This window comes from Citrobacter sp. RHBSTW-00944, from assembly GCF_013615435.1.
Taxonomy (GTDB): domain Bacteria; phylum Pseudomonadota; class Gammaproteobacteria; order Enterobacterales; family Enterobacteriaceae; genus Citrobacter; species Citrobacter braakii.
Genome location: NZ_CP055418.1, coordinates 1,775,559 through 1,795,666 on the forward strand (window position 1 = coordinate 1,775,559; position 20,108 = coordinate 1,795,666).

Here is a 20,108-nt window from a genome sequence, read left to right on the forward strand (position 1 = left end):
TGGGCTACCTTGCTACAGCAAGCTCTTGACGTAATCGTCAATGTCGCTGATGTATTTTTCTATACCTGGAGCATCTTTCTCTTGAATAAGATGTTCCAGCGCTTCACATAACTGCTTGCCGGGTACCAGATTAAGCATGGCAAACACGCCTTTCAGGCGATGGGCCGTTTGGGCTAACGCAGCGAAATCGCTGGTTGCTGCCTCAGTATACAACCTCTTAACATCATCCGGTACTGTGTCTACAAAGAGTGCATAGTAACCACTGGCATGAAGTTCGGCGTTTTCATCTCCGCCGAGGGGGAGTTCCTGGATCTCTTCTTGTGCCAGCTGCTCTTCTATCAGCTCGAGGACAGCTTCCTGCATAGCATTGCTCATATTAAAGTTGACGCGCAGCTGACCAGGGCCAATTTTCCGCACGCCAGACTCATCATCGCTTAAAAGAAGGCCTGAGGCAGTAAGATTAGACGGATTATCTGTTAAAAAGAGATCATATTCTTGACTATTCAACCGCTCATCAGGCGTGATGCAGGTTGCTCCCCAGTTCTCCAGTTGGCGTAATACGATGCTGCGTACGTCATTAGAGGTGACATCAACCATTATGCAGACGTCATCTAACAAACGCTCTTCACTTTCAGCATGTTGATCGTGCAGCGGCATTTTAACATGGACTATATAACGTGTTCCAAGTTCTTCCCGCGCTTTAATGTTCAGGTATCCACCTAGCTTGCGGGCGAGCTGATCGCATAACCAGAACGTCAGCGGGTTGGCCTTGCTATACCGATCGCCCTGGGTGTCATTGATGAACGGGAAGTGCAGGTTATCAACTTCATTCAACGTGACACCTTGCCCGGTATCCAGAATGCGGAAGGTCAGGCGTTCAGTCTCCGACTCATCCTGGTCGACTTCCAGCGTGATTTTGCCAATTTGCGTGGTGGTTACCGCATATTGGATCAGCAACAGCAAAATACGGCGCAGGGCATCGCGGTCGCCGCGGCGTTCATCATGGGCGCTAAGGTGATTTTTAATCAGTAGCTGCAGCCCTTTACGTTTAATGGCTGGCAGAACCTCCGGAACCACGTCATCAATTAACGACTGCACGGAAAACAGCGTCGATTCACTTTTCCAGGCGTCGCTTTCCAGCAGGTTGGCCAACTGGATTTCATCTACCATACGCACCAGAACGTCTGCCTGATTGGCCAGTTTCTGGCTGTCCGGGCTATTCAGTGCGGCAGCATTAGCGGCAAGTGTTTTCGCCGGGTCTTTCAGTGCGCTGCCGATATTCTGCATAAAGGCCGCCCGGGCCTGCTGGTTTTTCTCATACAGTCGCTGCGCTTGCTTCAGCTTCTTATTAACCAGCACTTCGCGGTCCTGGTCACGAATAATAAAGATCTGCGTTCTCGATGAGATCTGGCTACGGAACAGCCGGATCTCATACAGCTCATTATTGATGGTGGCCTGAATCACCCCCTGATGCTGCTCCGCCATACTGGTAATGTTTTGCAAATTTAAATGCGGTAGCAGGTGGTCGGCAATTTTATTGCTGATAACCGTGCGGTTTGCTTCTTGATCGTGCACCAGCAAGCCCAGAGGCAGCAAAGAAACAATCTCTTCATTGATGGCGCGCAGAACACGCAGTTCATTATTTGCCGCAAGGTTTGGTGCCACTTCGGTGGAACGGGCAGGGAGGTGGCGAAAGGTGGTATAGCCAAACAGCGCCAGGGCCAACAAAGCAATGTTGAGTAATAGCGGCAGAAGAATGCTTTGCAAGGTGTCGAGCAGCAATGAGCCAAACGGAACCTGCCACACCAGTCGCATATCCGTTGAATTTAGCGCCGAAGAGATCTCAATTTTACTGTTGTTGAAATTAATGCTGACGCTGTCAGGCGACTCTTTTTCATTCAGATGCTCGGTTGTTGACGTGGCATCTGGAACCAGATGGAAGCTGTCCAGCGGCATGCCGGGTGGGATCAAGTCATTAATCGGCAGGTCAAAGGCGACAACTGTTGCCAGATGTCCAGGCTGATTAAAGGTCGTGCGTAGCGTGAAGTAATGCCCGTTCTGCCATGCCAGACGGCGCAGTGAAGAGAAGCTTTCACGTTCATCCAGTGCATTGGCCTGTTGTAACATTTCCGCGCGCCGTGAATCGACAATATTACCAATCGTCGACTCTTTAAAACCGGAAGTCAGATCTTTTAGCGGCAACGTTGAGATAAGGATCAGGCTATTGTCCTGACCATTCAGGTAATACATAGACCACGGAACATTTTCCGCGCCCCACAGCGTATCAAGATAGGTTGAGATGCGTTGGGTCATCTCCAGCGTAGAACTGTCATGGGAACCGAAAATCAGCGCCTCGGTCTTTCTGCGCGGTTTCTCAAGATAATAGACGTCTTGTTTCAGACGCGTTTCCTGCAGTCCTTCTGCACCAGGTGAACTGGCCGTGGCGGCAATATTGTCATAGATTTGCCAGGTCACGTATCGCCAGGTATCGACCCTTTTATGAATGGCATGGGTGATATCGACAATCTGATAGCTCTTATCCTTTAACCAGGTGTTGACGGCGCTCTGGACCATAACGCCCATCATCACCAACAGCACAACGATCAGTAATAAGAAGAAACGGGTAATACTTCCCGGTAGCAGGGAGAATCGGGTAGAAGCCGTTGTGTCAGACTGACTCATTCGTGTTTATGACCTGTTAAACGACGCGAAAGATGATGGGGCAGTATAAAGGGTAATATATGAATTGCCACACTTACACCACGCCGGATGGCCCGCATTTTTTACGCTCCATTCTGTTGCAGCCATCACAATGCAAAGGTGTACAGTGGATAAAGGCGGGTACAAATATTTGTACGGAATGTATACATTTAGCATTAAATAACAAGAAATTATTAATCAGATTTATATCTGAATACGACGCAATGAGATAGTTAATAGTTGTTATAGTTTTGCATCGGTAGCACAGAACGGTAAGTTTTGTGTAAAGAAGGGTAAAAAAAAACCGAACGCGAAGCATTCGGTTGAAATAGGGGTAAACAGACATTCATGAATGAATGACGGTAATAAATAAAGTTAATGATGATAGCGGGTCTATTTTAGTTGCGAGTGAAGATTTTGTTTTGTCATTCAGTGCTATAACTATTTTCGATGTAACCTATTGATTTTAAATTTAATTAAAATGGTTCTTGATTATTTGTGCTTATTTTGCCTGTTTTTTGATTTTAAAAAAGTTCCCTCGTATTAATATTTTGAAACATCTATGCAGATAAATGAAACACCTTAAAAGTTTTAGTATCATATTCGTGTTGGATTATTCTGTGTTTTTGCGGAGAATGAAGTTGCCGACTGGTTAATGACCTTAATCAGTATGCAGTGGCATAAAAAAGCAATAAAGGCATATAACAGAGGGTTAATAACATGAAAGTTAAAGTACTGTCCCTCCTGGTACCAGCACTGCTGGTAGCAGGCGCAGCAAATGCGGCTGAAATTTATAACAAAGACGGCAACAAATTAGACCTGTACGGTAAAGTAGACGGTCTGCACTATTTCTCCGACAACAAAGGTGATGATGGTGATAAGACTTACATGCGTATTGGCTTCAAAGGCGAAACCCAGGTTAACGACCAACTGACCGGTTACGGCCAGTGGGAATACCAGATTCAAGGCAACCAGAGTGAATCCAGCAACGACGCCTGGACGCGTGTGGCATTCGCAGGCCTGAAATTCGCTGATGCAGGTTCTTTCGACTACGGTCGTAACTACGGTGTAACTTATGATGTAACGTCCTGGACCGACGTCCTGCCAGAATTCGGCGGTGACACCTACGGTGCGGACAACTTCATGCAGCAGCGTGGTAACGGTTATGCGACCTACCGTAATACAGATTTCTTTGGCCTGGTTGATGGTCTGAACTTTGCCCTGCAGTACCAGGGTAAAAACGGCAGCGTAAGCGGTGAAAACGAAGGTGGTCGTAGCCTGCTGACCCAGAATGGCGATGGTTACGGCGGCTCTCTGACTTACGATCTCGGCTCTGGCTTTGGTATCGGTGGTGCGATCACTACCTCTAAACGTACCGCTGATCAGAATGCTCTTGGCGTGTACGGTAACGGTGACCGTGCAACGGTTTATACCGGTGGTCTGAAATACGACGCTAACAACGTTTACCTGGCTGCACAGTACTCCCAGTCCTATAACGCAACCCGCTTCGGTACCTCTAACGGTAGCAACCGGACCGCTGCATATGGCTTCGCAGATAAAGCACAGAACTTTGAAGTTGTGGCACAGTACCAGTTCGATTTCGGTCTGCGTCCTTCCGTGGCTTACCTGCAGTCAAAAGGCAAAGACATCAGCAATGGCTTCACCAACTACGGTGACCAGGATATCGTGAAATATGTTGATGTTGGCGCGACTTACTACTTCAACAAAAACATGTCTACCTATGTTGATTACAAAATCAACCTGCTGGATGACAATGCGTTTACCCAGGCAGCAGGTATTGCTACCGATGATATCGTAGCGCTGGGTCTGGTTTACCAGTTCTAATCTGCGCTCATGTCGTTAAAAGGCCCTGCGGGGCCTTTTTTAATGCCGTTTTTTCGTCGTACAAACAACGATTTTTGGTGTACTCTTGCGCCCGTTCGCATGAGGATAATTACGTATGGAAGTGAATTTCTATCGCGCAGCACTACTGGCTGTGACGATCTTTTTTGTCGGGTGCGATGAAGCCCCGAAACCTGCCCAGACCACACAACCTGCCACCGTTCTGGAAGGTAAAACCATGGGCACTTTCTGGCGGGTCAGTGCGGTGGGCGTAGATGCCAAACGCGCCGGGGAACTGCAGGCGAAGATCCAGGCTCAGCTGGATGCCGACGATCAGCTTCTCTCTACCTATAAAAATGATTCTGCGTTAATGCGCTTTAACCTGTCGAAAAGCTTGTCGCCATGGCCGGTTAATGATGCTATGGCCGATATCGTGACTTCGGCGCTACGCATTGGCGCAAAAACCGGTGGGGCCATGGATATTACCGTGGGTCCGTTGGTCAATCTGTGGGGCTTTGGCCCGGATCAGCAACCGGTGCATATTCCTACGCAGGCGCAAATTGACGTCGCAAAAGCGCAAACCGGGCTTTCACATCTGAAGGTTGTTAATGAGGCGCATCGGAACTACCTGCAAAAAGATTTGCCCGAGCTGTACGTGGATCTCTCGACCGTTGGCGAAGGTTATGCCGCCGATCATCTGGCACGATTAATGGAGCAGGAAGGGATCGCCCGTTATCTGGTATCCGTTGGTGGAGCATTGAACAGCCGCGGTATGAATGCAGACGGGCTTTCGTGGCGAGTCGCGATTCAGAAACCGACCGATCGCGAAAACGCGGTGCAGGCGATTGTCGACATTAACGGGCATGGCATTAGCACCTCCGGCAGCTACCGTAACTATTATGAGCTGGATGGTAAGCGCCTTTCCCATGTTATTGATCCGCAAACCGGTCGTCCGATTGAACACAACCTGGTATCTGTAACGGTAATCGCACCAACGGCGCTGGAGGCTGACGGCTGGGATACCGGATTGATGGTTCTCGGCCCGGAAAAGGCCAAAGAGGTGGTGCGTCGTGAAGGACTCGCGGTCTATATGATTATAAAAGAGGGCGAGGGGTTTAAAACCTGGATGTCGCCGCAGTTTAAAAGCTTCCTGCTCAGCGAAAAAAATTAAAAAGCAAGATTGCGGGTTTTTGTATCCGGCTATGGGGACACACTGAGGCTAAGCGCTATGCTTAACAAAGGAGTCCATAATGAAAAATCGTTTACACATAACTGATGATGACCGCTGGCAGTCCGTTGTGGATCGTGACGCCGACGCTGACGGTCAGTTTGTTTTCGCCGTCCAGACTACCGGCATTTTCTGCCGTCCGTCCTGTCGGGCGAAACATGCGCTGCGCAAAAATGTCAGTTTCTTTGCCGATGCCCGGCAGGCGCTGGCCGCCGGTTTTCGTCCCTGTAAACGTTGTCAGCCGGATAAAGACAGCGCCCACCAGCATCGGCTGGAGAAAATAGCCCACGCCTGCCAGTTGCTGGAGCAGGAATCTCCCCTCACGCTGGACGAGCTGGCGCAGCAGGTGGCGATGAGCCCGTATCACTTACATCGCCTGTTCAAAGCCACAACGGGCATGACCCCCAAAGCGTGGCAGCAGTCCTGGCGCGCTCGCCGTCTGCGCGATGCGCTGGCGAAAGGCGTTCCGGTAACGCAGGCAATTCTCAACGCCGGATTTCCCGACAGCAGCAGCTACTACCGAAAAGCGGATCAGACGTTAGGCATGACCGCAAATCAATTTCGTAAAGGTGGCGACAACGTTTCTGTACGCTATACCCTGGCAGATTGCTCTCTGGGTCGCTGTCTGGTGGCGGAAAGCGAACGTGGTATCTGCGCGATCTTACTAGGTGATGATGACGCTACGTTGGTTGCGGATCTGCATGAGCTGTTTCCCGCCGCTCAGGATGTGCCAGCAGATGCCGATTTTCAGCAGCGCGTGCGCGAAGTGATCGCCGCAATCAATGCGCGTGACGCGCCGTTATCGCTGCCGCTGGATATCCGCGGAACCGCATTTCAGCAGCAGGTGTGGCAGGCGTTGCGCGCAATTCCGTGCGGCGAAACGATGAGCTACCAGCAACTGGCCAGCGCCATCGGCAAACCGAAGGCGGTGCGTGCGGTGGCCAGCGCCTGTGGGGCGAATAAACTGGCAATCGTCATCCCGTGTCACCGGGTGATCCGCGGCGATGGCGCGCTTTCGGGCTACCGGTGGGGCATTGCGCGCAAAGCACAGTTACTGCAACGTGAAACGACTGGCGAGGAAACATAATGCTCGATCTCTTTGCGGATGCGAAACCCTGGCAGGAGCCGCTGGCGTCAGGCGCGGTTATTCTGCGACGCTTCGCTTTTGACTGCGCACCGTCTCTGCTGCAGGCGATAGCGGCTATCGCCAGACAGTCGCCGTTTCGCCAGATGGTGACGCCCGGCGGCTACACGATGTCGGTGGCAATGACCAACTGCGGTCGTCTGGGTTGGACGACGGATCAACATGGTTACCTTTATTCTCCTTTTGATCCGCTAACCGGCGCGCACTGGCCGCCGCTGCCGGATGCATTCGCTGACCTGTGCCAACAGGCAGCGACGGCGGCGGGCTATGCTGATTTTCAACCCGATGCCTGTCTGATTAACCGCTACACGCCAGGGGCAAAACTGTCCTTACATCAAGATAAAGACGAACCCGACCTGCAGGCGCCGATTGTCTCGGTGTCGCTAGGATTGCCGGCCATCTTTCAATTTGGCGGCTTGCGCCGTAATGACCCCTTAAAGCGTTTGCTGCTGGAACATGGCGATGTGGTGGTGTGGGGCGGTACTTCGCGGCTGTTTTATCATGGGATCCAGCCGCTTAAGACGGGGTATCATCCGTTGACCGGAGACTGTCGCTACAATCTGACGTTTCGTCAGGCGGGTAAAAAGGAATAAAAATAAGAATTATTATTGCTGTCAGCGAAGAGATGTTTAAACTGCGGGCTGTTATTACTTGTCCGGGTTGTTCGCATGGAACTTTTACTTCTTGTCTGGCGGCAGTATCGCTGGCCATTTATCAGCGTCATGGCGCTCAGCCTCGCCAGCGCTGCGTTGGGGATTGGGCTGATTGCGTTTATCAACCAGCGTCTGATTGAAACGGTCGACACCACGCTGATGGTGCTGCCGGAGTTTCTTGGCCTGTTGCTGCTATTGATGGTTGTCACTCTCGGCTCTCAGCTGGCGTTGACCACGCTCGGCCACCACTTTGTCTACCGCCTGCGTAGCGAATTTATCAAACGTATTCTGGATACCCACGTCGAGCGTATTGAACAGCTTGGCAGCGCCTCGTTGCTGGCCGGTTTAACCAGCGATATTCGCAACATCACCATCGCTTTTGTTCGTCTGCCTGAGCTGGTGCAGGGGATTATCCTGACCATCGGATCGGCGGCGTATCTGGCGATGCTGTCGACCAAAATGCTGCTGGTGACGGCTATCTGGATGGCAATCACCATCTGGGGGGGATTTGTGCTGGTGGCGCGGGTGTATAAGCACATGGCTACCCTGCGCGAAACGGAAGACAAGTTGTACAACGATTATCAGACGGTGCTGGAAGGGCGCAAAGAGCTGACGCTCAACCGCGAGCGCGCCGAGCATATCTTTAATCAGATGTACGTCCCGGATGCCAAAGAGTACCGTCACCATATTATTCGCGCCGATACCTTCCACCTGAGCGCGGTCAACTGGTCAAACATTATGATGCTGGGCGCCATTGGCCTGGTGTTCTGGATGGCGAATAGTATGGGCTGGGCGGATACCGCCGTGGCGGCGACTTACTCACTGACGCTGTTATTCCTGCGTACGCCGCTGCTCTCTGCCGTTGGCGCGCTACCGACCCTGCTCACCGCGCAGGTGGCTTTCAACAAGCTGAATAAATTCGCACTGGCACCTTTTAAGGCCGAATTCCCGCGCCCAACCGCTTTTCCAAACTGGCAAACGCTGGAACTGCGTAACGTGGTTTTCCACTATCAGGATAATGCGTTTTCCGTAGGGCCGGTCAATCTGACGATTCATCGCGGTGAACTGATCTTCCTGATTGGCGGCAACGGCAGCGGGAAATCTACGCTGGCGATGTTACTGACCGGGCTATACCAGCCGCAGTCAGGTGAAATTTTGCTTGATGGTAAGGCCGTGGCCGTTGAAAAGCCGGAAGATTATCGCAAGCTGTTTTCCGCCGTGTTTACCGACGTCTGGCTGTTCGACAAACTGCTGGGGCCGGAAGGTAAAGAAGCCAATCCGCAGCTGGTAGCGAAGTGGCTGGAACATCTAAAGATGGGTCACAAGCTGGAGATGAATGATGGTCGCATCCTCAATCTGAAGCTGTCGAAAGGGCAGAAGAAACGCGTGGCGCTGCTGCTGGCTTTGGCGGAGGAGCGCGACATCATTCTGCTGGATGAATGGGCAGCCGATCAGGATCCCCATTTCCGTCGTGAGTTCTATCAGGTCCTGTTACCGCTGATGCAAGAAATGGGTAAAACTATCTTCGCCATTAGCCATGACGATCACTATTTTATTCACGCCGATCGTCTGCTGGAAATGCGTAACGGACAGTTGAGTGAACTGCTGGGCGATGAGCGTGATGCCGCCTCGCGTGACGCGGTGGCCCGCACTGCGTGATCCCACATGCCGCCGGTTTTTTATCCACCCGGCGGCACTGTTTATTGTTATTTACATAAATCAGCATCATGATTAATGATATTTCATATCATGGATTTATGATTAATGCCTGTAACAAACAAAAACAGCGCCAGACTGCGTGATGAAGAGCGTGCGCGTCTTATCTGGCTGCTGACCACTGATAAAGCCGTTGTTTCAACGCTATTGGGCAAGCTTACCCTGGCTGAGCAATATGACGTCGGCACGTTAGCCGACGATATTGCTGAGGTAGGGGCGCTGGTCGCCCACCTGCCGCCGCCCGATCTGGCGGATACCCTCGAAGCATTACCTTCTGAAGAGCGTCACGCCCTGTGGCGACTGGTCGAAAGTGAAAAGCGCGGTAACGTCCTGCTTGAGGCGTCAGAAAACGTCTGGGACGACCTGATCGATGAGATGAGCGACCGTGAGCTGCTGGATGCGTTGCAATACCTTGATATCGACGAACAGATTTATCTGGTTCAGCACCTCCCTCGTAACCTCACGGGTCGACTGCTGGCGACGTTACCGGCCGAGGAGCGGGCGCGCGTCCGCCAGGTGCTGCACTACGAGAAGAATCGCGTCGGTGCGATTATGGAGTTCGAAGTTATCACCGTGCGTCCGGACGTGACGCTGGAAGTGGTGCAACGCTACCTGCGGCGGCTGGGAAAAATGCCGGAGAACACCGATAAACTCTTCGTGACCGACCGCAATAAAGTGCTGGTCGGGGAACTGACGCTCACCTGTATTCTGCTCAATGACGTGCAGCGAAAAGTCAGCGAGGTGATGGAAGATGATCCGCTCACCTTTTCTCCGGAAGATATCGCCGAACACGCCGCGCGAACCTTTGAACGTGACGACCTGGTCAGTGCCGCGGTCGTTGACTCTTCAGGTAAACTGATGGGCCGTTTAACCATCGATGAGATCGTCGATGTGGTCTATGAAGAAACCGATACCGATCTGCGTCGAATGGGCGGCTTAAGCGCCGGAGAGGATGTGTTTGCCCCCGTCACGAAAGCGGTAAAAACCCGCTGGGCGTGGTTGGCCGTTAACCTTTGTACCGCCTTTATCGCTTCGCGAGTGATCGACGGCTTTGAACATACAATTTCGCAACTGGTCGCGCTGGCCTCGCTGATGCCGATTGTGGCGGGGATCGGCGGCAACACCGGGAATCAAACCATCACCATGATTGTTCGCGCGCTGGCGCTACAAAATATTCAGCCGGGAAACCTGACGTTTTTGATCCTGCGCGAAATGGGCGTGGCGTTGATTAATGGCCTCGTGTGGGGCGGAATTATGGGCGGCATTACCTGGTGGCTGTACGATGACATGGCGCTCGGCGGCGTGATGACCCTGGCGATGATGCTCAATTTGCTGATGGCGGCGTTGATGGGCGTTATTATTCCGATGACGATGGTGAAGCTCGGGCGCGACCCGGCGGTCGGCTCGAGCGTCATGATTACGGCAATCACCGATACCGGAGGTTTCTTTATTTTTCTCGGTCTGGCAACGCTGTTTCTGATGTAGCCGCACGTTTGCCTCTGACGATACGCGGCAGAATGAGCATCGTCATCACCCCGGCAACCACGCCAAGCGCCAGGTTGCCGGTTGACACCGTCGCCGCGACGGTCATCAGCATCACCAGCGTTTCAGTAACGGGGAGTTGCCGCAGCGTAGCGGGCTGGATGCTGTGCCAACTGAAGGTTTTCACCGCCACAATCACCATAATTCCCGCCAGCACTGACATGGGGATTTTCGCCATTACTTCGCTTAACGCAGTGACCAGCAACAACAGCACCAGCCCGGCGGCGACCGTCGAGACGCGGCTGCGTCCTTTGCCCATCTCGACGTTAACGATGGTTTGACCAATCATCGCACACCCGGCGATGCCGCCATAAAAACCGGCCAGAATATTGGCTATCCCCAGCCCGGCGCTCTCGCGATTCTTATTCGACGGCGTAACCGTCAGGTCATCCACCAGACGGGCGGTTAACAGCGACTCCATTAATCCGACAAAAGCGATGCTCAGCGCGCAGGGCCAGATAATCGCCAGCGTTTGCAGGTTGAGTGGTACCAATAACTGCGTGAATCCCGGCAGGCCGCCGCGCATTGAACCTTCGTCACCGACGGTCGGTAATAGTTGTCCGCTGGTGACAGTGAACACCGTCAGCAGCACGATGGCGATAAGCGGCGCGGGGATCGCTTTAATAAACCGCGGAACCCACAGCACAATCAGCAGGGTCAGGACAAACAGCCCCCAGATTAGCGGGCTTTTACCCCAGAAATGCGGGACCTGGGCAAAGAAAATCAAAATACCCAGCGCGTTCACAAAACCGGTCATGACGGCTGTAGGAATGAATCGCATCAGACGCGCCATCCCCAATACGCCAAACAGGATCTGAATAATCCCGGCCAGCACCACCGCAGGCAGGATGTACTGGACGCCGTGTTGATGCACCATCGGGCCAATCACCAGCGCGACCGATCCTGCCGCTGCGGTAACCATTGCCGGACGGCCACCTAAAAATGACATTGCCAGGCACAGTACGACTGAGGCTATCAGGCTGACTTTAGGATCGACGCCGGCGATAACGGAAAAAGAGATCACTTCCGGGATCAGCGCCAGGGCGGTTACCACACCGGCCAGCGTTTCGCGAACCAGTAAACGGGGTTGGCGCAGCACTGCGCGCGTCGCGTGCTCCGCTACTGCGACAGAGGTGGGTTGAGTTGCAGACATCGTTACTCTTAGGTCAAAAATGGCCCGATACAGCAGACCGACAGGCATCCGTGCGGTGAATAGCAAAGCGCAGCATAGTACCTGTCTGACGGACCGGTTTCCAGAAATGATTGTCAATAACCGTATAAACTATCAACGTATTAATAACATTTTTAAAAATTAAATATAATTTATAAACAATAATTAAATATTTTTACTTAAGTGTTACCGTTGATGCCGCTCGATTTTCACCTGCATTAAAAGCAAAAAAGCGATACTAAAAGTAAGGCATTAACATTATGAAAAAAGTGACTGCCATGCTCTTCACCATGGCCGTTGGGCTGAATGTTGTCTCGATGGCGGCAAAAGCGAAAGCGGCGGAAGAGCAGGAAACGGATGTACTGTTGATTGGCGGCGGCATCATGAGCGCCACGCTGGGAACCTATTTACAGGAGCTGGAACCGCAATGGTCAATGACCATGGTTGAGCGACTGGATGGTGTAGCGCAGGAAAGCTCAAACGGCTGGAATAACGCCGGAACAGGCCACTCCGCACTGATGGAGCTGAACTACACGCCTAAAAAGGCCGACGGTAGCATCAGCATTGAAAAGGCAGTCGAAATCAACGAAGCCTTCCAGATCTCCCGCCAGTTTTGGGCCTATCAGGTCAATAATGGCGTAATGCATGAACCACGCTCATTTATCACCACCGTTCCGCACATGAGTTTTGTCTGGGGTGACGAGAACGTGAACTTCCTGCGTGCCCGTTACACCGCACTGCAGCAGAGCACGTTATTCCGTGGCATGCGTTATTCCGAAGATCACGCGCAAATTAAAGAGTGGGCGCCGCTGGTCATGGAAGGCCGCGATCCGAAGCAGAAAGTCGCGGCAACGCGTACCGAGATTGGTACTGACGTAAACTACGGCGAAATCACGCGCCAGCTGATTGCCTCGTTGCAGAAAAAGCCCAACTTTGCGCTGCAGCTGAGTACCGAAGTGCGTGGCTTTAAACGCAATGCCGACAATAGCTGGACCGTCACGGTCGCCGATCTGAAAAATAACGAAGCGGAACATGATATTAAGGCGAAGTTTGTCTTTATCGGTGCCGGTGGCGCTGCGCTGAAGCTGTTGCAGGAAACCGACATTCCGGAAGCGAAAGGTTATGCCGGATTCCCGGTTGGCGGGCAGTTCCTGGTTGCGGATAATCCGGACGTGGTGAATCGCCACCTGGCGAAAGTGTACGGTCAGGCCTCCGTTGGCGCGCCGCCGATGTCCGTGCCGCACATCGATACCCGTATCCTTGATGGCAAGCGCGTCGTGCTGTTTGGGCCATTCGCGACATTCTCCACCAAGTTCCTGAAAAACGGTTCATTGTGGGATCTGCTCAGCTCGACCACCACCTCGAACTTTATGCCGATGGTCAACGTGGGTCTGGATAACTTCGATCTGGTGAAATATCTGGTAAGCCAGGTGATGCTCAGCGATGACGACCGTTTTGCCGCGCTGCAAGAGTACTATCCGCAGGCGAAAAAAGAAGACTGGCGTTTATGGCAGGCGGGCCAGCGTGTGCAGATCATTAAAAGTGATGCGGAGAAGGGCGGTGTGCTGCGTCTGGGTACCGAAGTCGTCAGCGATAAAGAGGGCACCATTGCCGCGCTGCTGGGCGCTTCTCCGGGTGCATCAACCGCGGCGCCGATTATGCTGCATCTGATGGAAAAAGTGTTTAAAGATAAAGTGGCCAGCCCTGAATGGCAGGCGAAACTGAAAACCATTATTCCGTCTTATGGTACCAAGCTGAACGGTAACGTTGAAGCTACGGAACAAGAGCTGCAATACACCAGTGATGTTCTGGGGCTGAAATATGACAAGCCGCAGGCTGCTGATGAAGCGCCGAAACCTCAGCTGAAACCTCAGGCGCAACCGCAGCCTGAGCAGAAAACTGTAGCGGATATCGCACTGTAAATAAAATGCCGGATAAGGCGGTACGCCGCCCTCCGGCACATTCTTACTTATCGCGCGACTGCGTCCTGAATCTTCTCTTCCGCTTTCCAGATACGGTATTTCACTTCCACGTTCTCCGGCGTATAGACCACAATCGGTAACTTGCTGTTGTAGCGCAGCATGCCGTCATCACCCAGATACGCGGTAATAAATTTCTTCTCTTTCTTACCGTCCGGGCAGGCCATCATGGTTGAAACCGGAGACGTCACTTTGTCGAAGACATAGTAGTCATATCCCCAACCTTCCAGCGTTTTGCTGTCCAGTTCTCCGCCCAGGCGGTGTTGGTTGCAGTCAACTTCCAGCGTTTGTCCGATCAGCAGTTCTACTTTCAGAGTAGATTCATCTTTCTCAGGAGTAAGCTGGATAACCTGGCGCTTCATACCCTTTTCCGCCTTAGGATAAGGGGCGACTTTTTCCAGCGGCTGAGCGCCGGCATCGTTACTGGCAGCCCATGCAGAGGTGCTGGCAAAGGCGGCGAAAAGTACGGCAGGGACAATTGTTTTCATCTTATTGTTCACAGTGTTTCCTTTCTTCTGTCTTATGAACGAGTCTGGGGCAGGTTAACATATTTACATAATCGATTAATCTGGATTTACTTATATTTTAAGTGTATTTGGTAGAAGTCTGCTTTCAGACTAGCGATATATTCTAAGAATAATCTTAATTATAAAATCATTCTCTTTTTGAGTGGTTCGTTATATATAGTGTTATATAACTCATTGAAATGTGAGCAAAAGCGCATTTTTTCCCGCCAACTCAACACTCCTTTGATCCGGCAACAGCATTTACCCCGATTGGGGTATGCACCTCTAACACATCCTGAAATATCTTACGACTAAAAATAACTACTCATAAATAGTGCAGTTTTTTATGTCGTTCAACCCGCCAGGGAAGGGCGTCATTATGGAAGGACAATGTCATGGTTGATTTATCCCGTCGAGGCATGTTGACAGGCAGTTGGCGAAACGCCAACTCAGGGATCCGTCCGCCCTGGAGCAAGGAAGACTCTCACTTTCTGGCCCATTGCCTTCGTTGTGACGCCTGCATCCAGGCGTGTGAAACCGACATCCTGCAGCGAGGCCAGGGCGGTTATCCGAGCGTAAATTTCAAACACGGCGAGTGTAGCTTTTGCTATGCCTGCGCAGAGGCCTGTTCTGAATCCCTTTTTCTTCCGCGCCACACCAGGGCATGGGATCTGAATTTTACGATTGGGGAAAACTGTCTCGCATATCAGTCCGTTGAATGTCATCGCTGTCAGGATAGCTGTGAACCCATGGCCATAACCTTTCGTCCCACGCTGTCCGGCATTTATCAGCCGCAGCTCGACAATCAGGACTGTAACGGATGTGGCGCATGTGTCGCTATCTGCCCGGTATCAGCCATTAACGCGGAGTACAACCATGGACAATAACTGGCAGGTCTGCAGCCTGGTCGTTCAGGCCAAAAGTCAGCATATCAATGATATCGCCACGCAGTTGCGTTCGTTCCCAGGTTGCGAAGTTGCACTCAGCGATGTGGAAAGCGGTCAACTGATCGTGGTGGTGGAAGCTGAGCACAGCGAAACGTTAATGAAAACTATTGAGTCAGTGCGCAACGTTGCGGGCGTGCTGGCGGTGTCGCTGGTTTATCACCAGCAGGATGAGCAAGGTGAGGAAACACCATGAAACTCAGTCGTCGTAGCTTTATGAAAGCTAACGCCGTTGCGGCCGCTGCGGCGGCTGCCGGGTTAAGCGTGCCGGGCGTAGCCCGTGCGGTAGTCGGTCAGCAAGAAGCCATCAAATGGGACAAAGCCCCGTGCCGTTTTTGCGGGACGGGCTGTGGCGTATTGGTCGGGACGCAGCAAGGGCGTGTTGTGGCATGCCAGGGCGATCCGGATGCGCCGGTTAACCGTGGGCTTAACTGCATCAAAGGTTACTTCCTGCCGAAAATCATGTACGGAAAAGACCGTTTAACGCAGCCGATGCTGCGCATGAAGGACGGTAAGTATCACAAAGAAGGCGAGTTCACCCCGATTAGCTGGGACCAGGCCTTTGACGTGATGGAAGAGAAATTCAAAACGTCCCTGAAAGAGAAAGGCCCGGAGTCTATCGGTATGTTCGGCTCGGGTCAGTGGACGATTTGGGAAGGTTATGCCGCTGCCAAATTGTTTAAAGCGGGTTTCCGTTCGAATAACATCGACCCGAACGCGCGTCACTGCATGGCGTCAGCGGTAGTCGGCTTTATGCGTACCTTCGGTATGGATGAACCGATGGGCTGCTATGACGATATCGAGCATGCAGATGCTTTCGTCCTGTGGGGCGCGAATATGGCGGAGATGCACCCGATCCTGTGGTCGCGCATCACCAACCGTCGTCTGTCCGATCCCAATGTTAATGTCGCGGTGCTCTCCACCTTCCAGCACCGCAGCTTTGAGCTGGCGGATAACGGCATGGTCTTCACGCCGCAAACCGATCTGGTGATCCTCAACTACATCGCTAACTACATCATTCAAAACAATGCGATCAACCAGGATTTCTTTAGCAAGCACGTTAATCTGCGTAAAGGCGTGACGGACATCGGCTACGGCCTGCGTCCAACCCATCCGCTGGAAAAAGCGGCGAAAAACCCGGGATCCGATGCCTCTGAGCCGATGAGCTTTGAGGATTACAAAGCCTTTGTTGCCGAGTACACGCTGGATAAAACCGCCGAAATGACCGGCGTACCGAAAGATCAGCTGGAACAACTGGCGCAGCTGTATGCCGATCCGAAGAAAAAAGTCATCTCCTACTGGACGATGGGCTTCAACCAGCATACCCGCGGCGTGTGGGCCAACAACCTGGTCTATAACCTGCACCTGTTGACCGGTAAAATCTCCCAGCCAGGCTGCGGTCCGTTCTCTTTGACCGGTCAGCCTTCCGCCTGCGGTACCGCGCGTGAAGTCGGTACGTTCTCCCACCGTCTGCCTGCGGACATGGTGGTTACGAACGAAAAACACCGCGATATCTGTGAGAAGCACTGGAATATTCCGGCGGGGACCATTCCGGCAAAAATCGGTCTGCATGCCGTGGCGCAAGACCGTGCGCTGAAAGATGGCAAGCTCAATGTCTACTGGGCGATGTGTACCAACAACATGCAGGCCGGTCCGAACATCAACGAAGAGCGTATGCCGGGCTGGCGCGATCCGCGCAACTTCATCATCGTCTCCGATCCGTACCCGACGGTCAGCGCTCTGTCGGCCGACCTGATCCTGCCGACCGCGATGTGGGTAGAGAAAGAAGGTGCTTACGGTAACGCGGAACGTCGTACACAGTTCTGGCGTCAGCAGATTAAAGCGCCGGGTGAATCGAAATCGGATCTGTGGCAACTGGTGCAGTTCTCTCGTCGCTTCAAAACAGAAGAAGTGTGGCCGGAAGCGCTGTTGGCGCAGAAACCGGAACTGCGCGGCAAAACGCTGTATGACGTACTGTTTGCCACGCCTGCAGTGACGAAATTCCCGGTGGCTGAACTGGCAGAAGATCAGCTGAACGATGAATCCCGCGAGCTGGGGTTCTATCTGCAAAAAGGGCTGTTCGAAGAGTACGCCTGGTTTGGCCGCGGTCACGGGCATGACCTTGCGCCATTTGACGATTACCACAAAGCGCGCGGTTTACGCTGGCCGGTCGTTGAGGGCAAAGAGACCCAGTGGCGCTACAGCGAAGGCAACGACCCTTACGTGAAAGCGGGTGAAAGCTACAAGTTCTACGGTAAGCCGGACGGCAAAGCGGTCATCTTCGCGCTGCCATTTGAACCTGCCGCAGAAGCGCCGGATAAAGAGTACGACCTGTGGCTGTCTACCGGACGTGTGCTGGAGCACTGGCATACCGGCAGTATGACGCGTCGCGTACCTGAGCTGCACCGTGCTTTCCCGGAAGCTGTGCTGTTTATCCATCCGCTGGATGCAAAAGCACGCGATCTGCGCCGTGGCGACAAAGTCAAAGTGGTTTCCCGTCGTGGTGAAGTTATCTCGATAGTTGAAACGCGCGGGCGTAACCGTCCACCGCAGGGGCTGGTCTACATGCCGTTCTTCGACGCCGCACAGCTGGTGAACAACCTGACGCTGGATGCGACGGATCCGCTCTCCAAAGAGACGGATTTCAAGAAGTGCGCTGTGAAACTGGCGAAGGTGTAACGCGTTATGTCCCGGTCAGCAAAACCCCAAAATGGCCGCCGCCGCTTTCTGCGCGATATGGTTCGCGCAGCGGGCGGACTGGCCGTCGTTGGCGTGGCGCTGGGGTTGCAACAGCAAACCGCACGTGCAACCGGCGTGCGGCTACGCCCGCCAGGCGCACTGAGCGAGGAGGCATTCGCCAGTGCCTGCGTGCGCTGTGGTCAGTGCGTTCAGGCCTGCCCGTATGACACGCTGAAGCTGGCGACGCTGGCCTCAGGGCTGGCTGCCGGTACGCCGTATTTTGTCGCGCGTGATATTCCCTGCGAAATGTGTGAAGACATTCCGTGCGCCAAAGTTTGCCCCAGCGGCGCGTTGGACAGGGACATTGAATCTATTGACGATTCACGCATGGGGCTGGCGGTACTGCTGGATCACGAAAACTGCCTCAACTATCAGGGATTACGCTGCGACGTTTGCTATCGCGAATGCCCGAAAATCGATGAGGCTATCACCCTGGAGCTGGACCGCAACATGCGTACCGGCAAGCATGCGCGGTTTATTCCGACCGTACACAGCGATGCCTGTACCGGCTGCGGGAAATGCGAAAAAGTCTGCGTCCTGGAGCAGCCAGCAATAAAAGTGCTACCCCTGTCGCTGGCGAAAGGGGAGTTAGGACACCATTACCGCTTCGGTTGGCTGGAGGGGAACAATGGCAAATCGTAAACGTGACGCCGGGCGTGAAGCGCAGGCAAAAAAAGGATGGTGGAAGAGTCATCGCTGGCTGGTGCTGCGTCGTCTGAGCCAGTTTCTGATACTGGCGATGTTCCTTAGCGGCCCGTGGCTTGGCGTCTGGATCCTGCATGGCAATTACAGTAGCAGCCTGTTGCTGGACTCCATCCCGTTCACCGATCCGCTGATTACCCTGCAAAGCCTGGCCAGCGGACACCTGCCGGCGACGGTTGCGTTAATGGGGGCGGTCATCATCACGGTGCTGTATGCCCTGGCGGGTAAGCGACTGTTTTGCAGTTGGGTTTGTCCCATGAACCCTGTCACCGATTTAGCCAGTTGGTTGCGCAGAAGGTTTGACCTGAATCAGTCTGCAACCCTGCCGCGCCATATACGGTACGTCCTGCTGGTGGTTATCCTGGTCGGTTCCGCGCTGACCGGTACGCTGCTGTGGGAGTGGATAAATCCAGTCTCTCTGCTCGGACGGAGCCTGGTCATGGGATTTGGCAGCGGGGCGCTGCTGATCCTCGCGCTGTTTTTATTTGATCTACTGGTCGTTGAGCATGGCTGGTGCGGGCATCTTTGCCCACTGGGTGCGCTGTATAGCGTGGTGGGGAGTAAAGGTGCATTAACCGTTTCGGCAAAAGAACGTAACAGATGTAACCGCTGTATGGATTGTTTTCATGTTTGCCCGGAACCGCATGTGCTACGTGCGCCGGTGCTGGATGAGCAAAGTCCGGTGCAGGTAACCAGCCGCGATTGCATGGCCTGCGGTCGCTGTGTGGATGTCTGTTCTGAGGATGTTTTTACAATAACAACACGATGGAGTTCGGGAGCGAAATCATGAAAAGCCATGACCTGATTAAAGCGCTGAGTCAATGGACGGCTGCGCTGGCCCTGGTAGTCAGTGGGGCCGTTTGGGCTGCAAACGGAGTGGATCTGAGCCAGTCACCGGAAGTCTCAGGGACACAAGAAGGGGCGATTCGCATGCCGAAAGAGCAAGTGCGTATGCCGCTGAACTATGTGAATCAGCCGCCGATGGTTCCGCACAGCGTTGAAGGGTATCAGGTGACGACTAACACTAACCGCTGCCTGCAATGTCACGGTGTGGAAAGCTATCGCACCACCGGTGCGCCGCGCATCAGTCCGACGCACTTTATGGACAGCGACGGTAAGGTATTGGCTGAAGTCGCGCCGCGTCGTTATTTCTGCCTGCAATGTCACGTTCCGCAGGCTGACGCCGCGCCGATTGTTGAAAATACCTTCACCCCCTCGAAAGGTTACGGGAAATAAGAGGTC

16 protein-coding genes are annotated in these 20,108 nt (G+C 53.1%); 13 read left to right on the top strand and 3 right to left on the bottom strand.

Annotated elements, in window-relative coordinates; genetic code table 11:
• Positions 1–12 precede the first annotated feature (12 nt).
• On the bottom strand, positions 13–2,682 hold the full coding sequence (rcsD, locus tag HV334_RS08400; protein WP_181221406.1) for a phosphotransferase RcsD: 2,670 nt from the start codon (positions 2,680–2,682) through the stop codon (positions 13–15).
• A 738-nt stretch (positions 2,683–3,420) separates the two neighbouring features.
• Between rcsD and HV334_RS08405 the strand changes: the two genes are divergently transcribed.
• From HV334_RS08405 to mgtE, 6 genes are all read left to right on the top strand, one after another.
• Positions 3,421–4,545, top strand: coding sequence for a porin OmpC (locus tag HV334_RS08405; protein WP_016157015.1), 1,125 nt, complete (start codon positions 3,421–3,423; stop codon positions 4,543–4,545).
• Positions 4,546–4,660: 115 nt separating this feature from the next.
• Positions 4,661–5,713, top strand: coding sequence for an FAD:protein FMN transferase ApbE (gene apbE / locus HV334_RS08410; protein ID WP_181221407.1), 1,053 nt, complete (start codon positions 4,661–4,663; stop codon positions 5,711–5,713).
• A 79-nt stretch (positions 5,714–5,792) separates the two neighbouring features.
• A complete protein-coding gene (gene ada, locus HV334_RS08415; protein WP_181221408.1) occupies positions 5,793–6,857 on the top strand; it encodes a bifunctional DNA-binding transcriptional regulator/O6-methylguanine-DNA methyltransferase Ada in 1,065 nt (354 codons plus the stop codon).
• The gene (alkB, locus tag HV334_RS08420) at positions 6,857–7,507 is read left to right on the top strand and encodes a DNA oxidative demethylase AlkB (RefSeq protein WP_181221409.1); all 651 of its coding nucleotides are present in this window, start codon (positions 6,857–6,859) and stop codon (positions 7,505–7,507) included. Before ada ends, alkB begins: the two co-directional genes overlap by 1 nt.
• Before the next feature lie 75 nt (positions 7,508–7,582).
• On the top strand, positions 7,583–9,226 hold the full coding sequence (locus tag HV334_RS08425; protein ID WP_047500931.1) for a multidrug ABC transporter permease/ATP-binding protein: 1,644 nt from the start codon (positions 7,583–7,585) through the stop codon (positions 9,224–9,226).
• 105 nt (positions 9,227–9,331) lie between these two features.
• A complete protein-coding gene (gene mgtE, locus HV334_RS08430) occupies positions 9,332–10,768 on the top strand; it encodes a magnesium transporter (RefSeq protein ID WP_016153782.1) in 1,437 nt (478 codons plus the stop codon).
• Here mgtE and HV334_RS08435 read toward each other — a convergent pair.
• On the bottom strand, positions 10,731–11,978 hold the full coding sequence (locus tag HV334_RS08435; protein ID WP_141875444.1) for a SulP family inorganic anion transporter: 1,248 nt from the start codon (positions 11,976–11,978) through the stop codon (positions 10,731–10,733). The genes mgtE and HV334_RS08435 overlap by 38 nt on opposite strands.
• A gap of 278 nt (positions 11,979–12,256) precedes the next feature.
• Here HV334_RS08435 and mqo point away from each other — a divergent pair, with 278 nt between their 5' ends.
• Positions 12,257–13,918 (top strand): malate dehydrogenase (quinone), encoded by a 1,662-nt coding sequence (gene mqo / locus HV334_RS08440; RefSeq protein ID WP_047500935.1) that lies wholly within the window; start codon positions 12,257–12,259, stop codon positions 13,916–13,918.
• A 47-nt stretch (positions 13,919–13,965) separates the two neighbouring features.
• Here mqo and eco read toward each other — a convergent pair whose 3' ends face one another.
• Positions 13,966–14,463, bottom strand: a complete 498-nt coding sequence (gene eco, locus HV334_RS08445) for a serine protease inhibitor ecotin (protein WP_141875535.1) — start codon at positions 14,461–14,463, stop codon at positions 13,966–13,968.
• A 413-nt stretch (positions 14,464–14,876) separates the two neighbouring features.
• Between eco and napF the strand changes: the two genes are divergently transcribed.
• From napF to napB, 6 genes are read left to right on the top strand one after another with little or no spacing between them, the layout of a single operon-like run.
• The gene (gene napF / locus HV334_RS08450; protein ID WP_131405173.1) at positions 14,877–15,368 is read left to right on the top strand and encodes a ferredoxin-type protein NapF; all 492 of its coding nucleotides are present in this window, start codon (positions 14,877–14,879) and stop codon (positions 15,366–15,368) included.
• On the top strand, positions 15,358–15,621 hold the full coding sequence (gene napD / locus HV334_RS08455; protein WP_016153776.1) for a chaperone NapD: 264 nt from the start codon (positions 15,358–15,360) through the stop codon (positions 15,619–15,621). Before napF ends, napD begins: the two co-directional genes overlap by 11 nt.
• Entirely contained in the window at positions 15,618–18,104 is a 2,487-nt protein-coding gene (gene napA / locus HV334_RS08460; RefSeq protein ID WP_016153775.1) for a nitrate reductase catalytic subunit NapA, read from the top strand. Before napD ends, napA begins: the two co-directional genes overlap by 4 nt.
• Positions 18,105–18,110: 6 nt before the next feature.
• Complete coding sequence (napG, locus tag HV334_RS08465) at positions 18,111–18,806, top strand: ferredoxin-type protein NapG (protein ID WP_016153774.1); 696 nt, start codon at positions 18,111–18,113, stop codon at positions 18,804–18,806.
• Positions 18,793–19,656 carry a quinol dehydrogenase ferredoxin subunit NapH gene (gene napH, locus HV334_RS08470; RefSeq protein ID WP_080858920.1) on the top strand — a complete coding sequence of 288 codons (864 nt, stop codon included), beginning with the start codon at positions 18,793–18,795 and terminating at the stop codon, positions 19,654–19,656. Before napG ends, napH begins: the two co-directional genes overlap by 14 nt.
• Positions 19,653–20,102: a nitrate reductase cytochrome c-type subunit gene (napB, locus tag HV334_RS08475; protein WP_016153772.1), complete on the top strand. Its 450-nt coding sequence runs from the start codon at positions 19,653–19,655 to the stop codon at positions 20,100–20,102. The genes napH and napB overlap by 4 nt, the downstream gene beginning before the upstream one ends.
• Positions 20,103–20,108 lie beyond the last annotated feature (6 nt).

Excerpts from the sequence above, each read along its gene's own strand:
- napD (WP_016153776.1), top strand. The coding sequence starts at position 15,358 with ATGGACAATAACTGGCAGGTCTGCAGCCTGGTCGTTCAGGCCAAAAGT.
- napB (WP_016153772.1), top strand. The coding sequence starts at position 19,653 with ATGAAAAGCCATGACCTGATTAAAGCGCTGAGTCAATGGACGGCTGCG.
- apbE (WP_181221407.1), top strand. The coding sequence starts at position 4,661 with ATGGAAGTGAATTTCTATCGCGCAGCACTACTGGCTGTGACGATCTTT.
- napH (WP_080858920.1), top strand. The coding sequence starts at position 18,793 with ATGGCAAATCGTAAACGTGACGCCGGGCGTGAAGCGCAGGCAAAAAAA.
- napA (WP_016153775.1), top strand. The coding sequence starts at position 15,618 with ATGAAACTCAGTCGTCGTAGCTTTATGAAAGCTAACGCCGTTGCGGCC.
- mgtE (WP_016153782.1), top strand. The coding sequence starts at position 9,332 with ATGCCTGTAACAAACAAAAACAGCGCCAGACTGCGTGATGAAGAGCGT.
- HV334_RS08405 (WP_016157015.1), top strand. The coding sequence starts at position 3,421 with ATGAAAGTTAAAGTACTGTCCCTCCTGGTACCAGCACTGCTGGTAGCA.
- HV334_RS08425 (WP_047500931.1), top strand. The coding sequence starts at position 7,583 with ATGGAACTTTTACTTCTTGTCTGGCGGCAGTATCGCTGGCCATTTATC.
- HV334_RS08435 (WP_141875444.1), bottom strand. The coding sequence starts at position 11,978 with ATGTCTGCAACTCAACCCACCTCTGTCGCAGTAGCGGAGCACGCGACG.
- napG (WP_016153774.1), top strand. The coding sequence starts at position 18,111 with ATGTCCCGGTCAGCAAAACCCCAAAATGGCCGCCGCCGCTTTCTGCGC.
- eco (WP_141875535.1), bottom strand. The coding sequence starts at position 14,463 with ATGAAAACAATTGTCCCTGCCGTACTTTTCGCCGCCTTTGCCAGCACC.
- napF (WP_131405173.1), top strand. The coding sequence starts at position 14,877 with ATGGTTGATTTATCCCGTCGAGGCATGTTGACAGGCAGTTGGCGAAAC.
- rcsD (WP_181221406.1), bottom strand. The coding sequence starts at position 2,682 with ATGAGTCAGTCTGACACAACGGCTTCTACCCGATTCTCCCTGCTACCG.
- alkB (WP_181221409.1), top strand. The coding sequence starts at position 6,857 with ATGCTCGATCTCTTTGCGGATGCGAAACCCTGGCAGGAGCCGCTGGCG.
- mqo (WP_047500935.1), top strand. The coding sequence starts at position 12,257 with ATGAAAAAAGTGACTGCCATGCTCTTCACCATGGCCGTTGGGCTGAAT.
- ada (WP_181221408.1), top strand. The coding sequence starts at position 5,793 with ATGAAAAATCGTTTACACATAACTGATGATGACCGCTGGCAGTCCGTT.